Below are 16646 nucleotides of genomic sequence, written 5' to 3'. Positions count from 1 at the left end.
TGCGGGATGGTTTCGGCGTTCGGTGGCGGGCGGATGTTCCTGTCGTGCGGTCTGTTCACCTCGCTGAAACCGCCTCTGAGCTGGCGATTTGCAGACTCTGCGAACCCATGTGTAATGTTGTGTTCACCGACGCGGGGTGGAGCAGCTCGGTAGCTCGCTGGGCTCATAACCCAGAGGTCGCAGGTTCAAATCCTGTCCCCGCTACTAAGGGAAAACGGCTCCGGAACATGGTTCCGGAGCCGTTTTGCGTTGATCTGGCAGCACCTCGGCATCGCTGTCGTTCTCTGAGCCGAACGGCCCGGAACCGGCGAGGCTCCGGGCCGTTCGGCTCGGGCCGCGGCGCGAGGGGCTACTGCGGGTGGAATCGCTCCCGGACGGCGTCCATGCGGGCGCGTAATTCGTCCGGGCTGATCACGCCGCGATCCATCAGGGTGTGCGCCGTGACGACGACCGAGCGGGTGCGTACCGGGAAGTCGCGATAGATCGTCTCGCCCAGTGTGTCCTCGGCGTGGCGGCGTTCCAGGTTGTCGAACGCGCCGCGCCACGAGAGGCATTCGCACGTGGCCTGCATGCTGGACTCCCACGGGTCGGGTTTGCCGTCGAGTTCGGGCAGCGAGATCTCCCGGTGCGACGCGGGGTCCAAGGTCTCCAGCAGGACTTCGTACGGACCGCTCGTCACGGGCGTCCCTCCTTCTCGGCGGCGGCTTCGACTCGGTTCGGTGGCTGCTGTGCGGTCCAATCGGCCTGGGGCAGCGCCACGCCGATCATCGTGTCCCGGGTGACGATGGCCGCCAGTTGTTCCTCGGTCCAGCCCTCGGTGCCCTCGGGGCGCATCGGCATCACCATGAACCGCGACTTCTGGTTGGAGTCGTGCACGCGGATCTCGACGTCGGGCGGGAAGTGCAAGCCGAATTCGGCGAGCACTTCGCGGGGCCAGCGCACCAGGCGGCGACGGTAGTTGGGCGTGCGATACCAGTCCGGGGACATCCCGAGCACCGGTCGCGGATAGCACGAGCACAGCGTGCACACGATGACGTTGTGCACCTCGGGCGTGTTCTCCAGCACGTAGAAGTAGGTGTAGTCGCTCGGCGTCCCCGATCCGGTCGGATCGCGCCAGTCGATGCCGATCTCCTTGCACGTCTCGGTGCCGTCGGCGAGCAGGCGGGCTTTGAACTCGGGGTCGGTCCACGCCTTGGCGACCAGCTTCGACCCGCCGTGCGGACCCACCGATTCGGCCCACTCCGCGAACCTGCGGTGGTCTTCCTGGGAGAACAGCCCCTTCTCGATGGCGAGTTCCCGCACCGCCGTCTCGAGCACCTCGAATTCGCTGATCTCTTCGCTGGTCCGGATCGGCGCGTGCGCGTCGTGATCGTGGGTCGGGCTCACTGGGCATCCTCCTCCGCGGGCTCGAGCCAGCGCTCGGAGACCTCCGTCTCCAAGGTGTCGACGTCGAAGCCGGTGTATTTGGGCCATAAATCCTTCTGGCGGAATCGCACGACGTAGAACGGCTCGACGCGACCGTCGTCCCGTCCCCATGCCTCGTCCTCCGGGATGATCCACTCCGGCCGGTACTCGACGACGACACCGATGTGCCCGCGGGTGTAGGCCTGCGTGCGGGTGTGGAACATCGACGTGGCGTCGCGGACGCGCACACGGTCGCCGATCCGGTACCTCCTGCTCATGTGCGCGCCTCCATTCGTGCGCGTACTTCGTCCAGCTTGGCCGACAGTTCGTCGGGGGTGATCAATCCCTTGGCGACCAACGTCTTCGCCGCGACGGTCGCCCAGCGCGCGTAGTAGGGGAGGCCGAAGTACAGCGTCGCGCCGAGGTCGTTCTCCGCTCGCCTGCGTTCCTCGGAGTTCCATACGCCGCGCCAGCCGAGGCATTCGCAGGTGACGTACGTGCTCATCTCCCAGGCCTCTTCCTCCTTCTCCCGGTACTCGACCGGAGTGTCCGGCTGGCCGCCCACGTCGTGCAGAACGTGCCGGAGGGCGGCGAACAACGCGTTCGAGATCTCGTAGGGCGAGTCCAGCGGCTCGCGAAATACCGGTGCGAGATCCGCGACGCGATGCTGCAACTCGTCGAATCGGTTCGGTGCGCTCATCATGTCTCCGAAGTGACGGATCCGGGGTCCACGGCGGGGCGGTTGCGACAGGTGTGCTCGCGCACGCCTTCCCTGGTAGGAACTGGAGGGGGAGCGAGCGCCATGGAAACTCCAACGGGACGGCCCGCCCCAGGCGGGTGCAGTCGGACGACGGGGTGTGACCTCAGTCACAATCGCATGGTTCGGATACCGAGCGTACACGTCGAGATCGATTTGCTGAAGGATGCCTGTGGCGCGGCGAAGACGGGCGCGCTCGGCTCGGAGAATTGCGCTGCCGACCCTCTTGACTAGCGGAAAATGTGGAGGAAACTAGTCATTACACCGGAGCACCGGTAGGTGAGCGCACTGTCAGCTGAGACGTCGGTAGGCAGTGAAGACACCGACCCAGGATCCGGCTAGGCCCCCGGCAAGCCAGTCGCAAAACCGGAGACTCAGCGACGACTGAGGATCACGGAAACGACGAGACTACCGGGGACTGATCTGTGTAGGGGGTCTTTCGCCTGGTCTCAGGCTCGCGAACAGGACCGGAGTCGCGGCTGAATCGGCCCACTCCAACGGAATGCTGATGGTTGACTAGCCGTGTGCCGGCTGTCTCGGCCGCACATTCGGCAACCCGTATCAGGAGGCACCCGCAATGCCCACTCATGACGGAAGCTGGCCGCAGGGAACACCGTGCTGGGTCGACTGCCAGGTCGACGACCCGGCGCGCGCCCGCGAATTCTACGGCGCACTCTTCGGCTGGGAGATCCAGGACAGCCCGCCCGAGGCGGGGGGATACCTGATGGCGATGCGCAACGGCCGCGCGGCCGCGGGCATCGGACCCAAGCCGGAAGGCATGCCGATGCCGTCGGTGTGGACGACCTACCTCGCCGCCGACAGCGCCGACGCCATCGCGGAGAAGGTGAACGCCGCGGGCGGTTCGCTGATGATGCAACCGTTCGACGTGCTCGATGTCGGCCGCATGGTCGTCGGCGCCGACCCCACCGGCGCGGTCTTCGGGATCTGGGAGGCCAAGGCCCACAGCGGCGCGGGGGTATACAACGAGCACGGCGCCTACTGCTGGAACGAGCTGCACACCAGCGATTACAAGAAGGCCCAGGAGTTCTACGCCGATGTGTTCGGCTGGCAGTACTCCGAAATCGGCGACGGCGAGAATTTCGTCTACTCCACCTTCAGCTTGCCGCAGGGCGGGGACGCCGTCGGCGGCATCAACGACTCGACGAAGATGCCGGGCGACAACCCGTCGTATTGGCTGGCCTGGTTCCAGGTCGGCAACACCGATGACGCGCTCGCCAAGGCGCGCGATCTCGGCGCCACCGTCATGTCCGGACCCGACGACAGTCCCTTCGGCCGCATGGGCCTCGTCCAGGGGCCGCAGGGTGAGGTCTTCGGCCTCATCGATCCGACGACGACAGTCGGGGAGCCGCCGACCGGCGCGTGAGTCGTTCGGCGGCGACAACCGAGCCGCCGCGCTCGGTTGTCGCCGCCGGAGCAATCGTGGTCTCGGCGGGGGTGTCGACGGACTCCGCGGCTCGCGGCGCGGGAGCGTAGGGCCCGGTCGACACGGTTCATGAACGACGCTCGTGCCGAAGGGTGTGGCAATTCGTCGATGGTCCACGCCACGGTCGGTATACCGGGTCAGTCGGAGCGCGCCGATTCCGGCGACACCAGGCCGTGCTGATGGGCGTAGACCACGGCGTGGATGCGATCGCGGACACCGAGTTTGGCCAGGATGCGGGAGACGTGGGTCTTCACCGTCTCCTCGCCGACGCCGAGCTGCGCGGCTATCTCGGCATTGCTGCGCGCGTCGGCGAGCAACAGCAGCACCTCCAGTTCGCGGGCGGTGAGGTGATGGACCTCCGGTGGGGTGTGCGGCGGTGCGAGCGTGGTCGCGAAGCGGGAGACCAGACGGCGGGTCATCGACGGGTCGATCAGCGCGTCTCCGCGCGCCGCGATCCGGATGGCCGTGACCAGTTCTTCCGGCGGCAGGCTCTTCAGCAGGAACCCGCTGGCGCCCGCCTGCAGGGCGCGATACAGGTTGGCTTCGCTGTCGTAGGTGGTGAGCACCAGGACGTGCGTGCCGCCCGCGGCCACGATCGCGGCGGTGGCGGCGAGCCCGTCCAGTTTCGGCATCCGGACGTCGAGGATCGCGACATCCGGTCGTACCCGGGCGGTCTCGCTGATCGCGGCGCGGCCGTCGCTCACCTCGGCGACGCAATCCAGATCCGGCTGACTGTCGACGACGGCGCGCAGGCCGGAACGGAACATGCTGTGGTCGTCGGCGATCAGGACGCGGATGGGCAGGGTCACGATCCTCCGATCGGCACCGACACCGTGGTGTGCCAGTGCGTGGCGTCGCGGCCGTAGTCCAGGTCGCCGTCGAACAGCTCGGCGCGGCGGCGGATTCCGTTGAGGCCACGCGGTACCGAGGTGTCCGCGGTGACCGGTTCGGCGGCGAGGGGATTGGTCGCGCGCAGCACCACCCGCTTGGGCAGGTACTCCACCTCCAGTCGCGCGTGCGTACCGTCTCCGTGCCGCAGCGCGTTGGTCAGCATCTCCTGCACGATGCGGTACAGCGTGATGTTCAGCGAGTCCGGCAGTTCCACCGCCTCGCCGCGCACGCTTGTCTCGACGTCCAGCCCGGCCGCGCGGACGTGCTCGATCAGCCCGTCGATGTCGGCCAGTCCCGGCTGGCGCTGCCCCTCGTCCTCGTGGCCGTGCAGCAGGTCGAGCTGGCGGCGCAGATCGACCATCGCGGCCCGGCTGCTGGACTCCACCGCGGACAGCGACCGGGCGGCGGCCTCGCTCGCCGCGCCGCCGAGGGCCAGCCGCGCCGCGCCCGCGTGGATGCCGATCGCGCTGACGTGATGCGAGATCACGTCGTGCAGGTCGCGGGCGATGGCTGCCCGCTCATCGGTGACCGCGCGCTCCACGGCCGTCCGGTGCTCCTGCTGCCGCAATCGGGCGCGCTGCTCCAGATCGGCGATGTAGGCGCCGCGCGCCGCCGTGTAACGGCCGACCAGCCACGGTACGCAGCCCGCGGAGACGGTCGCGGCGAGCAACAGCCGCCAGTCGTGCGCCGCGGCGCTGTCGGTGAACAGGTGCGCTCCCGCGACTCCCGCGCACAGCAGCAGCATGGTGAGCACGGAGGTCGGCCCGGCGAGCCATGCCCCCGCGCGATATCCGGCCACCAGGAATCCGACGTCGGCGAATCGCACCGGGAATCCGTGCCGGTACAGCAGCAGCGCGGCCAGGAGCCGGACGAGCACCTGCACCGCCGCGACCACGCCCGCCGTCCGGGGCGGCGCGGCCAAGGCGAGATCGGCGGCGACGATCGCCGTCACGGCGGCGACCGTCTGCCACGGCGCCACCGCGAACACGCCGCACAGACCGAGCACCACCGCGTCGATGGCGGCGGCCACCACGGCGACCACCACCGACTGGCGAGCCAGCGACCTGCTCACGTCCACCAGTTCGTCACCGCCTCCATTCGGTTCCGGTGCCGAGCCCTGAGGGTGATCCTAATGATCGGGCCCCGTCCGAAGACGCCGCACGGACGACAACTCTGCCCGGGTGCGGACGCGCCCGCGTCCCCCGCGCGGGGGACGCGAAGTCCCTCGTCGGCGCGATGTCTTCCCAGGCCCGAGCCCGTAGCGTCGGGGATCGACGGCAGACGAAGAAGGAGTACCCATGGGCCGTGTGGAGTTCGAGTTGCTGACCTACGCCATCCCAGCATTCGCGGCGCTCATGCTGGTCGAGTGGATCGCCTACCGCCGTGATCCCGACCGATCCGGCAACGGCGGATCGGCCCGCGACACCGCATCCAACGTGACGACGTTCACGCTGGGCAGGCTGGTCAAGCCGCTGATGCAGCATCTGGTGCCGTTCTCGGCGGTCGTCGTCGCCGCGGCGATCACGCCGCTGCACCTGTCGCCGCGATCGTGGTGGGTCTGGGTGCTCGGCTTGATCGTGACGGATCTCTGCTACTACTGGGCGCACCGCGCCGATCACCGGGTCCGGCTGATGTGGACCGCGCACAACGTGCACCACTCCAGCGAGCACTTCAACCTCTCCACCGCGCTGCGTCTCTCCTGGCTGCACCCGATCCCCAACATCCTGCGTGGACTGGCGTGGGTGCCCGCCGCGCTGCTCGGCTTCCCGGCCTGGATGATCTTCCTGTTGCAGGGCATCGGGTTGCTCTACCAGTTCCCGATCCACACCCAGCGGGTCGAGACGCTGCCGCGCCCGATCGAGTTCCTGTTCAACACCCCGTCGCACCACCGCGTGCACCACGGGTCGAACAAGCCCTACATCGACAAGAATTACGGCGGCATCCTCATCATCTGGGATCGCATGTTCGGCAGCTTCGCCGCCGAGTCCGAACCGGTCCGCTATGGCCTCACCAAGAACATCGGCACCGACAATCCGCTGAAGGTCAACTACCACGAACTGGCGGCGCTGATCCGCGACGTGCGCGGCGCGAGCACCTGGCGCGGGCGGCTCGGGTACGTCTTCGGCCCGCCCGGGTGGACCGAGCACCCCGCACCGCCTGCCTCGATCGAGCCGCCGGTCCGCGCCGAGGAGCACGTCCCAGCCGTGCGGCTCGCGTCCTGATCGACTGGTGACGGGTAGCCGGGCGGCACCAGCCGTCCGGCTACCGGCGGCATCGGTGCCGTTCGAAAGCGGCGGATGACGTGAGCTCGGATCAGACGGAATCGAGATAGAACCGCAGACTCGTGATGCCGTCGCCATCGGTCGCGAACTCCACGACCGCGACTCCCGGTATCGCGCCGAGCCGCACACTCGCCGTGACGGTGCGTCCGGCGGCGATCACCTTGCTCCAGCGCATGTTGCGCGCCCGATTCGTGAACTCCTCCATCGACACCGGTGTGCCCGCGGGCAGTTCGATGTCGATTCGCTGCCCGAGCAGCTCGCGCACGCGGCTGAGGTCGGTGCTCGCCGCGGCGGCGAAAAGCTTTGTAGTAGCCCGCTTTCCGCGACGACCCACGCCGCCGAGCGCCCGCAGCATGCCCAGCGCCCCGCCGACGCCTTGGTTGACGATCAATTGCGGTCCGAGCTTCAACGCGGCGGCGAGGCCGGGCAGCCCGGTGCGCAACAGCTGCCAGATCATGCCCGCCAGCTCCCAGTGCGCGGCCAGGTAGGCGATCTTCCAGACGCCGTCCTGTTCCACCAGCCGGTAGCGCAGATGCATCGGGACCGAGACGGTGGCGCCGGTCGACATCGTTGTGACGATGGTGAGGTCGCGCAGCACCGTCGGCGGATGGACCAGGTCGCGCTCGACCCGGAACGCGATGGTGTTCGGCCCGATGAAGGTGTCGTAGAAGCGTTCGATGGCGGCGCGGCCGACGTGCGGGCGCGAGCCCACCGGGTCGTTGACCTCCGCGTCCGGGGCGAACAGGCCGACCCACGCGGACTTGTCGTGCGCGGCGACCGCGAACGGCGACGCCTCGACGGCCGTCAGCAGCGCTGCGCTCGAGTGATCCAGCGGCATGGCAGAACCTCCGTCGACGTGAACCGGACTCGACACATGGTAGAACAAGTTCTAGTTCTGGCGTCGTGTTCCGGTGCGTCCGCGCCGGTCGCCTCCGCACGACAAGGAACTCGATGGTGCGGACGCTTCGCCACCACCGCCGTCGGCTTCGATCTGGAGAAGTTCGCCGACTGTCCGGTGGATCGGAAAGCCTTGATTCCGTTCGTAACCTGACCTCGGGGGCCTGTGCCGCTCGCGAATCTATCGAGTCGGTGATATTGCATCGGACCAACTGGTCGCGGGTAGTTACCTGCGTTTTCTCGGATAGCTTCGACAAAACGATGCGGAAACGCTGCGTTTGGGCGATTTCGGGCTACAGTCGGGTCATGGGTATCGAGTACGCGAGCGTCATCGATCTACCCCGGTCCGAGGTTTTCGCCTGGCACGCGCGCCCCGGCGCCATGACCCGCCTGGCGCCGCCCTGGCAGCCGGTGTCGCCCCGCGCCGAATCTGACTCGCTCCGCGACGGGCAGGCGGTGCTCGGACTGCCCGGCGGCCTGCGCTGGGTGGCCCGGCACGATCCTCGTGAGTACGACCCGCCGCGCCGATTCGTCGACGCGGTGACCGTCGACGGAATCGGGTCGCTGCCCGCCGGGCTGCTGCCGTGGCGGCACACCCACGATTTCGAGGTCGTCGACGAGACGCGCACCCGGGTGGTGGACCGGGTGGACGCGCCGGTGCCCGCCGCGGTGCTGCGCCCCATGTTCGCCTACCGTCACCGGCAGCTCGCCGACGATCTCGCGGCCCACGCGCGGGCGGCGGGGGCGGGGTTCGTGTCGAAGACCGTCGCGGTGACCGGAGCATCCGGCACGGTCGGTTCGGCACTGGCCGCGTTCCTGTCCGCCGGCGGGCATCGCGTGGTGCGGCTGGTCCGGCATCCACCCCGCGCCGCGGACGAAAGGCAGTGGGTCACCGCCGAGCCCGCGCCGGATCTGCTCGACGGCGTGGACGCGGTGGTGCATCTGGCCGGCGCTTCCATCGCGGGCCGGTTCACCGAGGGGCACAAGCGAGCCATCGCCGACAGCCGGATCGGACCGACCCGCGCACTCGCCGAAGTGGCGGCCCGGGCGGCGGTGCCGGTGTTCGTGAGCGCTTCCGCGATCGGCTACTACGGCGCCGACCGGGGCGACGAGGCGCTGACCGAGCAGTCGGCGCGCGGTGCGGGCTTTCTCGCCGACGTGGTCGAAGGATGGGAGGCCGCCACGGCGCCCGCCGCGGAGGCGGGGGTGCGGGTGGTGCGCGTGCGCACCGGAATCGTGCAGTCCCCGCGCGGCGGCACGCTGCGGCTGTTGCGTCCGTTGTTCACGGCCGGGCTCGGCGGCCGCATCGGTGACGGTCGGCAATGGCTGTCGTGGATCGGGATCGATGACCTGATCGACGTCTACCATCGGGCGCTCTGGGACACCGGGTTGTCGGGTGCGGTCAATGCGGTTGCTCCGCAACCCGTTCGGAACGCGGAGTACACCGCGGTCCTCGCGGGCGTGTTGCACAGGCCCGCACTGTTGCCGGTGCCGGGGTTCGGTCCGGCGCTGCTACTGGGGCGCGAAGGCAACCGGGAAGTGGCATCGGCCAGCCAGCGTGTCGTGCCCGCGCGACTGGCCGAAGCCGGTCACCCGTTCCGCACCCCGGCCCTGGAACCGGCGCTGCGGCACTTGCTCGGCAGGCCCGCGGACTGACCTGGGCGACACGGAGGGGACGCCTGAGGCGGTTCTGGGTCCGGCGGGATGTCGTTCACGGGCGAGTCGCGTCCGGTCGGTGGCCGCAGTCGACGCGAGGCGTTGCGTAGGCGAGGGCCGAATCGTGTTACGGCGCATCGCTGCCGACGGGTGGCGAGAGCTGGGATGGCGGTGGCGTGTGCTCGATCATCGCCCGTCTTCCTACTGTGGCGCTGCGACAGCGATACGCCTCGGTAATGCATCAATTTTGCATCGAATATTGGGAGAAGGATCGGTGCCGTCAGTCATCGATCGGGTCCCACATGATCTGCGCCGGAGAACGATCCGCGGCGAGTGTTCCGTTCCGGCGTATCTCGACGCCTCAGGCGAGCAGGTCGGCGGCGTCGAGCAGACTGTCGACACGTTCCACGCCGTCGGGGAGAAAGACCGCCTCCCAGCCGGGGCCGCCGACCAGGACTCGGGCCCCCGCGCCGAGGCACGCGCGTACCGCGGAGGTCAGCGCGGTGGACTCCTGCTGCGACCACAGCAGCACGGCGGCGGGGTTTTCGAACCGGGCCAAGGTGTCGGCGAGCGCGGCGGCGGGCACGTCGGCGCCGAGCATCCGCGCCCCCACGCCGCGTTCGGCGAGGGCCGCGCGCAGCACCTCCAGCGGAAGCGAATGCGTTTCCCCGCTGGTGCAGGCGAGTACCACCGGCGTCGTGCCGACGGGCGCCGACGGCGGGTTCGTCCGGTGCAGCACCGAGATCACGCACCAGGACAGCAAGTGCTCCACATCGATGCAGCCCTCACCGCTGAGCTGGCGGTCGACGATGTCGGCGAAAGCCGGTCGGCACAGCAGATCCCAGGTGTCCACCACGCCGAACGCGCGGACATGCGCTTCGATCCGATCGGAGACCGCGGTGGTGTCCAACGCGAAGGCCGCCTCCAGCAACGATTCGCGGCGCCCGAGGGTGGGCGCGGGCCCGCGCACCGCGGCGGCCGCACCCGCCGGGCTCGCGCCCGCGCGGATCAGGGTCAGCATCCGCTCGAGCATGGCGATGTCGGCCTCGGTGTACAGGCGGTGCTTGCCAGGGCGGTGCTGTGGCGGGCCGATGTCGTAGCGGCGGTTCCAGCTGCGCAGCGTCGCGGTCGGGATACCGAGGCGTTCGGCGACCGCGCGCACCGTATATCCGGCCGCGTCGGACACGGGGACGGGACCGGCGGGCATCGCACTATTCTGCCCGCCGCCGACGGGATTCGTTCCACCCGGCCGGTCGACGGGTCCGCGCGGCGGCGCCACGTCATCCTCGATCTCTGGCCGGGCGGTCGCGCGTGAGCCGACGGGCTGTCGCCGTGCGCCGGGGCGCTGTCCGCGGTGTCATCGGTCCTCCGTGACGAGCTGTTTGCATCAATTATGCATCGTTCTATGGTAGTGTGGTCCGCGTCGCCGATTTCCGAGGAGTTAGCGTGCACCGTCGCGATCTGCTGCGTACGTCCACCCGCCTGCTCGTCGCGGCGGTGTCGGCCCTGTCCGTCACGGCGCTGGCGGCTGTCGGCGCCTCCGGGGAGCCCGGTCAGGTCGCCGGGCCCGCGCCGGTGCCGCGCCTCGAACTGGAGCGGTATCTGGGCACGTGGCGTCAACTCGCCGCTATCCCGCAGTACTTCAACCTCGCCTGCGCGCGGGACACGCAAGCGAACTACGCGCTCGATCCGCAGGGCAATATCGCGGTGCGCAACACCTGCACCACGTGGGCGAACACGCAGAACGAGATCAACGGCACCGCGGTGGTCAACGATCGGGAGACCGGGGCGCAACTGCACGTCAGCTTCCCCAGCGTGCCGACCCAAGACGCTTTGGACGGGCCGACCAACTACATCGTCACCGCGCTCGGCCCGGACTATTCGTGGGCGGTGGTCACCGACCCGAGCCGGGCATCCGGATTCGTCCTGGCTCGCGCGGTGTCGCTGGACGCCGATGCGTGGCAGCAGGTGCGCGCGGCGATCACCGCCGCGGGCCAGAACACCTGCCTGTATCTGACCTCACCGACGACAGGCGGTGAGTCGCGCATCGTCCCGCTCTGCGCGGGGTGATGCGGCGTGTTCGGCGCTCGCGAGGGTCGCGTCGCGCGGTATGGCTGAGCCGCCCGATGCCGTCCCGGCGCGGCCCTCATGAGCGCCGAGCACGACCGCACCGTCCGAAGGAGGCTCGAGAATGACCATTCGTGCCGCATGTCGGGAGCGTGCGCGGTGACCGTCACGATCGCTTTGTTCACCCGCGACCTGCGGGTGCGAGACAATCCGGTGCTGACCGCCGCGCACCGGGAGGGCGCCGAGGTGGTGCCGCTGTTCGTGCTCGACGACGCCATCCTCTCCGGCCGCTTCGCCGCGCCCAACCGAGCCAGGTTCCTCGCCGCCGCCCTCGCCGAGTTGGACGACGAACTGCGCGCCATCGGCGGCGGCCTGGTCGTGCGCCGCGGTGACGTGGCCGCGGAGGTCGATCGCGTGGCGGCGCAGGTGCGCGCCGCGAGCGTGCACGTCGCCGCCGACGTCAGCGGCTACAGCCGCGGGCGGGAACGCGCGCTGCGCGAGCTTCTCTCCCGCCGCGACTGCCTGCTGCACACGCATCCCGCCACCGTCACCGCCGCCGATCCGGAGACGCTGTTGCCCGCCACGGGGCGCGACCACTTCGCGGTCTTCAGCCCGTATTTCCGGCGCTGGACCGACGCGCCACAGCGCAAGCCGCTGAACAAGCCGCGCAACCTCACGGTGCCGCGGGTGTCCGGCCTGCCGCTGCCGGACGCGGCCGAGCTGTGCGCGGGCCCGACGTCGCCCCAGCTCACGGTGGGCGGTGAGACGACGGGCCGGAAGATCCTGCGCGACTGGTTGTCCGGGCCGGTGGAACACTACGCGCGCGACAACGACGACCTCGCCGCCGACGCCACCTCACGGCTGTCGCCCTACTTCCATTTCGGCTGCTTGTCGCCGGTGGAACTGGCGCACCGGGTCGACATGTCGAGCGAGGGCGGCCACGCGTTCGCCAGGCAGCTGGCTTGGCGCGACTTCTACCACCAGTTGCTGGCCGCCCGCCCGTCCGCGGCCTGGTCGGACTACCGTCCCCGCTCGATCCGCTGGCGCGACGACCAGCAGGCGATCGACGCCTGGCGGGACGGGCGCACGGGGCACCCGGTCGTGGACGCGGGCATGCGGCAGCTGCGCGCGGAAGGCTGGATGCACAACCGGGCACGACTGATCACTGCCAGCTTCCTGACCAAGTCGCTGCTGGTCGACTGGCGGGTCGGAGCGGAGCACTTCCTGCGCTGGCTGGTGGACGGCGATCTGGCGAACAACCAGCTCAATTGGCAATGGGTCGCGGGTACGGGGACCGACACCAGGCCCAACCGGGTGCTCAATCCGCTGCGCCAGGCGCAGCGCTACGACCCGGACGGCGCGTACGTCCGGCGCTGGATTCCGGAGCTGGCGCATCTACCCGGTGCGCGCATTCACCGACCGTGGCGGGAAAACGTCGATACGGCGGACTACCCGGCGCCGATCATCGACGTCGTCGGGATGTAGTGGGGCCGAGTCACCCGGACAGCTCGTTCGGCGGCTGCGCGACGAGCACGGCGTCGGCGACCGACTCGAAGGCTCTGATCACGTTCTCCAGTTCGTCGCCGACATCCCGCATCCCGGCGATCGCCGCCAGATCGTCGATGTCGAAGTACCACCGTGCGAACAAGCGGCGGAACGCGTCGTCGGCGTCACCCGCGAGCCGCAGGATCTCGGCGCGATAGCGCGCCGCCCCGACCGGATCCCACGGTGCCGCGAACGATCGGGCCGTGTTCCGGCCGCATTCCTCGACGATGCCGATGATCTCGGCGAGTTCGTCCGCGAGCGCCGTCACGCGGTGCCGGTGGGCGAGCTCGGCTGTCGCCGCGAGGTGGACCACGACATCGCGCAAAGCGCGGGTGAGATCGCAGTTCGGCTCGCACGCGATGCCCTCGGCGAGTGCCGAGAGCCGAGCGTGTACCGCGTCGGGAACGACGGGAAGCATGTCGAGCATCGCCGCGGCCCGCCCGACCGTATCCGCCGCCCGCCGAGAACAGTCGTGCGAGTGTCTCCGGGCCAACGGTTGCGACGATGTCACAGGTGCTCCTGACGGTCGATCGAAAGGTTTGCGCGCGGCGACGTTCCGCCCCGCGGTCGCGACCGGTGCCGCGACACAGATGATTCGAAGAGCGAGGACACGCGGATCAAGCCGCCTCGACCACCTACGTTCCCGCGCGAGCTTGGCGAATCCCGTTCGCGCGCGTTTGAATTGATGTGTCGAGGATTTGCCATGTCCGAGGAAAGGGGCCTGTCATGGGCACCGTCGAAATCGCGATCACCATCGGCCGCATCGTGGACACCTTGCAGAAGGCGCTGATCCTGCTCATCCTCTGAGCGACTCGTGTTTCCCGGGCCCGCCGACGAAGGTTGCCCGGGAATCACGGAGATTCGCTGGATCGTTCTCCCGGTCGATCAGTCGCCGTGCACCGACCGGTGGAATTCCCATGCGTCGGAGACGATGTCGGCGAGGTCGGGGCGCTGTGGCTTCCAGCCGAGCCGGGTCCCCGCTTTGCCGCTCGCGGCCACGCAGACGGCCGGGTCACCCGGCCTGCGCGGGCCGTAGTGGACCGGGAAGTCGCGTCCGGTGACTTCGCGCACCGTGTCGAGCACCTGCCGGTTGGAGTACCCGCTGCCGTTGCCGAGGTTGTACACCTCGTATTCGCCGGGACGGATGGCCTCCAGCGCCAGCAGGTGCGCGGCGGCCAGATCGGCCACATGCACATAGTCGCGGATGCAGGTGCCGTCCGGCGTCGGGTAGTCGGTGCCGTAGAGGGTGAACGAATCACGTTGTCCCGCAGCGGCTTGCAGCAGGATCGGGATCAGGTGCGACTCCGGCTCGTGCCGCTCGCCCAGGTGCGTGTCACCGGTGGCGACGGCGCCGGAGGCGTTGAAGTAGCGCAGCGACGCCGCGCCGAGTTCGCTCGCGCCGCACTCGCCCGCGATCATCAGGTCCACCGTCGCCTTGGTCGCCGCGTACGGGTTGGCCGGACGCACCTCGGCGCTTTCGTCGAAGGGTGTGCTGCCGTCGCCGGTGTACAGCGACCCGGTGCTGGAGAAGATCAGGCGCGGGGTGCCCGCGGCGCGAACGGCGCGCAACAGGGCGAGCGAGCCTTCGATGTTGTTCCACCAGTACTTCTCCGGATTCGCGACCGATTCGGCGACCTCGATCTTGGCGGCGAAGTGCAGCACGCCGTCGAAGCCCGCCGCCGGGGTGAGCACATCGGCGACGCGGTGGATCGACAGCTCGTGGAACGTCGCGCGCGGCGGGAGGTTCGCCGGGAAGCCGGTGGACAGGTCGTCGAGAATCACCACTTCATGGCCCGCGTCGACGAGTTGATGCGCGACGACGCTGCCGATGTAGCCGGCGCCGCCGGTGACGAGAAGCTTCACGGATGTCCTCTCCTGGGGTGGCTGGCGGAAGATCTCAGGGTAGGCCGTGACGAGGGCGTCGACGGCCGGGGCCGGGTTCCGAACCATCATCGCGTCCGAGCCCGGCCGGGGAACGCTGTCTAAGCTGTGAATTCGCTGGAGATATCGATCCAGCTGCCAGCTATTTCCCAGCGCAGTATCGGGCTCCCTCTAGATCCCGGGCCGAGGATCGTTCTCGCGGTCGAAGTCCGGCCGATGGCCCCACGGGCCGATACCAAGGAGAACGAGTATGAAGTCGTTGAAGTCCAAGGTGGCGAAGGCCGCGGCCGTCGGAGGCATCGCTCTGGCGGCGGTCGGCGTCGGCGCGGGCGTCGCGAGCGCGGATCCGGGCCACGACGATCGTGACCACGGCCGCGGCCCGGTTCCCGAGCAGCACCACCAGGACCCGCAGCCGAGCCCGCACGGATTCTGGTTCTTCAACCAGTGGGTCCCGTTGCCCTGAGTCTTTCGACACGCCGCCGATCAGGTCGATTACCTCGCTGGTAATCGACCTGATCGGCATTGTGGGCGAGGCTCGGATCATGGTGACGAACAGCAGGCGGCGAAACCGCTCCGCACTGGCCGGTGCGCTGCGCGGCTTGGCGCTCGGGCGGGTCGCGCTGGGCTCGGCCGCGCTCGTGGCCCCGCGGACGCTGACCACGGCGCTCGGCGTGCGGCCCACGCCCGAGCTCGACTACATGGCCCGGATCTTCGGCGCGCGGGCGATCGCGCTCGGCCTCGGGTATCTCACCGCGCCCGCCGAGGAGCTGCCGCGCTGGCAGCGCCTGGCGTTGCTGGTGGACATCCTCGACACGACACACGGCGGGGTGCGCGTCCTGCGCGGCGACGTCCCCCGGCCGACCGCGGTCGCGCTGGTCGCCCTGACCGGCGGGTACATGCTCGTCGGCGCGACCAGGCTGGCCAGGGATCTGCTGTGAATGTCTTTGGCACACTGGTGCGATGGCGACCGTTGTGGCATTCCACGCGCACCCCGACGACGAGACGCTGCTGACCGGCGGGACGCTGGCCGGACTGTCCGCCGCCGGGCACCGGACCGTCATCGTGGTGGCCACCGACGGCCATATGGCCGATCTCGACGGCCGGAAGGCGCTGCGGCTCGGTGAGTTGGAGGCGAGCGCCGCCGCCCTCGGCGTGCACCGCGTAGCGCACCTCGGCTACGCCGACAGCGGGCACGGCCCGGTGCTGTACGCCGACCCGCCGGACCGGATGCGATTCGCCCGCGCGGACCCCGAGGACGCGGCGCGTCGGCTGGCCGCGATCCTGCGCGAGGAGAACGCGGAGATCCTGCTCAGCTACGACCGCAACGGAGGGTACGGCCACCGCGACCACATCCGCGTGCACGAAGTGGGCAAACGCGCGGCCGAATTCGCTGAAGTGCCGCGCGTTCTGGACGCCACCCTGCCCCGCGATGGTTACGCACGCCTCGTGCGTTCGCTGACGCGGCTGGGACTTCCTTTCCACTACGACTTGTCGGTGCTCGACTCGTTCTACAGTCCGCGTTCGGCGATCACCCACCGGATCGACGTCTCCGCCCAAGCCGCCCGTCGCAAGACCGCTCTGGCCGCCCACCGGTCGATCATCGAGGGCTCCAGCCGCTTCGCGGCCATCGCGAAGGTGCTGCTCCGCATGCCGACGCCGGTGCTCGCCCGGGTGATGCGCTGGGAGTGGTTCGCCGAAGAAGGCGCTACCTCGACCTCGGGAACTCCGCTCGACGACATCTTCCGGCCCGCGTCCCGCTGAGCGGTGTGCCCTCTCAGGTTCGCGACCCACCGCGTCACTTGTGCGATTGCGCCGACGAGAT

At 69.4% G+C, this 16646-nt stretch carries 18 protein-coding genes and 1 tRNA gene; 9 read left to right on the top strand and 10 right to left on the bottom strand.

The window, feature by feature from the left end; genetic code table 11:
- The first annotated feature begins 130 nt into the window (after positions 1-130).
- Positions 131-204: transfer RNA gene (locus ACIA5H_RS24040), tRNA-Met, on the top strand.
- Between the two features lie 145 nt (positions 205-349).
- Here ACIA5H_RS24040 and ACIA5H_RS24035 read toward each other — a convergent pair.
- The 4 genes from ACIA5H_RS24035 to ACIA5H_RS24020 are packed head-to-tail and all read right to left on the bottom strand — an operon-like array spanning position 350 to position 2104.
- A complete protein-coding gene (locus tag ACIA5H_RS24035) occupies positions 350-679 on the bottom strand; it encodes a ScnB (RefSeq protein ID WP_397077393.1) in 330 nt (109 codons plus the stop codon).
- Entirely contained in the window at positions 676-1386 is a 711-nt protein-coding gene (scnC, locus tag ACIA5H_RS24030; RefSeq protein WP_397077392.1) for a thiocyanate hydrolase subunit gamma, read from the bottom strand. The genes ACIA5H_RS24035 and scnC overlap by 4 nt, the downstream gene beginning before the upstream one ends.
- The gene (locus ACIA5H_RS24025; protein ID WP_356960827.1) at positions 1383-1682 is read right to left on the bottom strand and encodes an SH3-like domain-containing protein; all 300 of its coding nucleotides are present in this window, start codon (positions 1680-1682) and stop codon (positions 1383-1385) included. Before ACIA5H_RS24025 ends, scnC begins: the two co-directional genes overlap by 4 nt.
- Positions 1679-2104, bottom strand: coding sequence for a hypothetical protein (locus tag ACIA5H_RS24020; protein ID WP_355079882.1), 426 nt, complete (start codon positions 2102-2104; stop codon positions 1679-1681). The genes ACIA5H_RS24025 and ACIA5H_RS24020 overlap by 4 nt, the downstream gene beginning before the upstream one ends.
- Before the next feature lie 634 nt (positions 2105-2738).
- Here ACIA5H_RS24020 and ACIA5H_RS24015 point away from each other — a divergent pair.
- A complete protein-coding gene (locus tag ACIA5H_RS24015) occupies positions 2739-3545 on the top strand; it encodes a VOC family protein (RefSeq protein ID WP_355079880.1) in 807 nt (268 codons plus the stop codon).
- Positions 3546-3742: 197 nt separating this feature from the next.
- Here ACIA5H_RS24015 and ACIA5H_RS24010 read toward each other — a convergent pair whose 3' ends face one another.
- Positions 3743-4414, bottom strand: coding sequence for a response regulator (locus tag ACIA5H_RS24010; RefSeq protein WP_397077391.1), 672 nt, complete (start codon positions 4412-4414; stop codon positions 3743-3745).
- Positions 4411-5574, bottom strand: coding sequence for a sensor histidine kinase (locus ACIA5H_RS24005; RefSeq protein WP_397077390.1), 1164 nt, complete (start codon positions 5572-5574; stop codon positions 4411-4413). The genes ACIA5H_RS24010 and ACIA5H_RS24005 overlap by 4 nt, the downstream gene beginning before the upstream one ends.
- Before the next feature lie 220 nt (positions 5575-5794).
- Here ACIA5H_RS24005 and ACIA5H_RS24000 point away from each other — a divergent pair, with 220 nt between their 5' ends.
- A complete protein-coding gene (locus tag ACIA5H_RS24000) occupies positions 5795-6718 on the top strand; it encodes a sterol desaturase family protein (protein ID WP_379253156.1) in 924 nt (307 codons plus the stop codon).
- A 91-nt stretch (positions 6719-6809) separates the two neighbouring features.
- Here the strand turns inward: ACIA5H_RS24000 and ACIA5H_RS23995 are convergent, their stop codons facing one another.
- The gene (locus ACIA5H_RS23995; protein ID WP_397077389.1) at positions 6810-7616 is read right to left on the bottom strand and encodes a nuclear transport factor 2 family protein; all 807 of its coding nucleotides are present in this window, start codon (positions 7614-7616) and stop codon (positions 6810-6812) included.
- Between the two features lie 365 nt (positions 7617-7981).
- On the opposite strand from ACIA5H_RS23995, the gene ACIA5H_RS23990 reads away from it, so the two are divergent.
- On the top strand, positions 7982-9331 hold the full coding sequence (locus tag ACIA5H_RS23990) for a TIGR01777 family oxidoreductase (RefSeq protein WP_379253158.1): 1350 nt from the start codon (positions 7982-7984) through the stop codon (positions 9329-9331).
- 361 nt (positions 9332-9692) lie between these two features.
- Here ACIA5H_RS23990 and ACIA5H_RS23985 read toward each other — a convergent pair whose 3' ends face one another.
- Entirely contained in the window at positions 9693-10538 is an 846-nt protein-coding gene (locus tag ACIA5H_RS23985; RefSeq protein ID WP_397077388.1) for a MerR family transcriptional regulator, read from the bottom strand.
- A gap of 239 nt (positions 10539-10777) precedes the next feature.
- Here ACIA5H_RS23985 and ACIA5H_RS23980 point away from each other — a divergent pair, with 239 nt between their 5' ends.
- Together ACIA5H_RS23980 and ACIA5H_RS23975 are read left to right on the top strand one after the other, a co-directional pair.
- On the top strand, positions 10778-11401 hold the full coding sequence (locus ACIA5H_RS23980) for a lipocalin family protein (RefSeq protein ID WP_397077387.1): 624 nt from the start codon (positions 10778-10780) through the stop codon (positions 11399-11401).
- A gap of 156 nt (positions 11402-11557) precedes the next feature.
- The gene (locus tag ACIA5H_RS23975; protein WP_397077386.1) at positions 11558-12883 is read left to right on the top strand and encodes a cryptochrome/photolyase family protein; all 1326 of its coding nucleotides are present in this window, start codon (positions 11558-11560) and stop codon (positions 12881-12883) included.
- Between the two features lie 10 nt (positions 12884-12893).
- On the opposite strand, the gene ACIA5H_RS23970 is transcribed toward ACIA5H_RS23975, so the two are convergent.
- The gene (locus ACIA5H_RS23970) at positions 12894-13454 is read right to left on the bottom strand and encodes a hypothetical protein (protein WP_379253162.1); all 561 of its coding nucleotides are present in this window, start codon (positions 13452-13454) and stop codon (positions 12894-12896) included.
- 374 nt (positions 13455-13828) lie between these two features.
- Complete coding sequence (galE, locus tag ACIA5H_RS23965; protein WP_397077385.1) at positions 13829-14806, bottom strand: UDP-glucose 4-epimerase GalE; 978 nt, start codon at positions 14804-14806, stop codon at positions 13829-13831.
- 277 nt (positions 14807-15083) lie between these two features.
- Between galE and ACIA5H_RS23960 the strand changes: the two genes are divergently transcribed.
- The 3 genes from ACIA5H_RS23960 (at position 15084) to ACIA5H_RS23950 (ending at position 16585) form a co-directional block, all read left to right on the top strand.
- The gene (locus ACIA5H_RS23960) at positions 15084-15287 is read left to right on the top strand and encodes a hypothetical protein (RefSeq protein WP_379253377.1); all 204 of its coding nucleotides are present in this window, start codon (positions 15084-15086) and stop codon (positions 15285-15287) included.
- Positions 15288-15366: 79 nt separating this feature from the next.
- Positions 15367-15762: a hypothetical protein gene (locus ACIA5H_RS23955; RefSeq protein WP_379253164.1), complete on the top strand. Its 396-nt coding sequence runs from the start codon at positions 15367-15369 to the stop codon at positions 15760-15762.
- A 22-nt stretch (positions 15763-15784) separates the two neighbouring features.
- Positions 15785-16585, top strand: a complete 801-nt coding sequence (locus ACIA5H_RS23950; RefSeq protein ID WP_379253165.1) for a PIG-L deacetylase family protein — start codon at positions 15785-15787, stop codon at positions 16583-16585.
- Positions 16586-16646 lie beyond the last annotated feature (61 nt).

It is taken from the genome of Nocardia sp. NPDC051900 (genome assembly GCF_044452545.1).
Taxonomy (GTDB): domain Bacteria; phylum Actinomycetota; class Actinomycetes; order Mycobacteriales; family Mycobacteriaceae; genus Nocardia; species Nocardia sichangensis.
The sequence above is the reverse complement of the archived record's forward strand: the minus strand, read 5'-3'. Positions and strand labels throughout refer to the sequence as shown.

Excerpts from the sequence above, each read along its gene's own strand:
- ACIA5H_RS24025 (WP_356960827.1), bottom strand. The coding sequence starts at position 1,682 with ATGAGCAGGAGGTACCGGATCGGCGACCGTGTGCGCGTCCGCGACGCC.
- ACIA5H_RS24020 (WP_355079882.1), bottom strand. The coding sequence starts at position 2,104 with ATGAGCGCACCGAACCGATTCGACGAGTTGCAGCATCGCGTCGCGGAT.
- ACIA5H_RS24015 (WP_355079880.1), top strand. The coding sequence starts at position 2,739 with ATGCCCACTCATGACGGAAGCTGGCCGCAGGGAACACCGTGCTGGGTC.
- ACIA5H_RS24000 (WP_379253156.1), top strand. The coding sequence starts at position 5,795 with ATGGGCCGTGTGGAGTTCGAGTTGCTGACCTACGCCATCCCAGCATTC.
- ACIA5H_RS23995 (WP_397077389.1), bottom strand. The coding sequence starts at position 7,616 with ATGCCGCTGGATCACTCGAGCGCAGCGCTGCTGACGGCCGTCGAGGCG.
- ACIA5H_RS23990 (WP_379253158.1), top strand. The coding sequence starts at position 7,982 with ATGGGTATCGAGTACGCGAGCGTCATCGATCTACCCCGGTCCGAGGTT.
- ACIA5H_RS23985 (WP_397077388.1), bottom strand. The coding sequence starts at position 10,538 with ATGCCCGCCGGTCCCGTCCCCGTGTCCGACGCGGCCGGATATACGGTG.
- ACIA5H_RS23955 (WP_379253164.1), top strand. The coding sequence starts at position 15,367 with ATGGTGACGAACAGCAGGCGGCGAAACCGCTCCGCACTGGCCGGTGCG.
- ACIA5H_RS23950 (WP_379253165.1), top strand. The coding sequence starts at position 15,785 with ATGGCGACCGTTGTGGCATTCCACGCGCACCCCGACGACGAGACGCTG.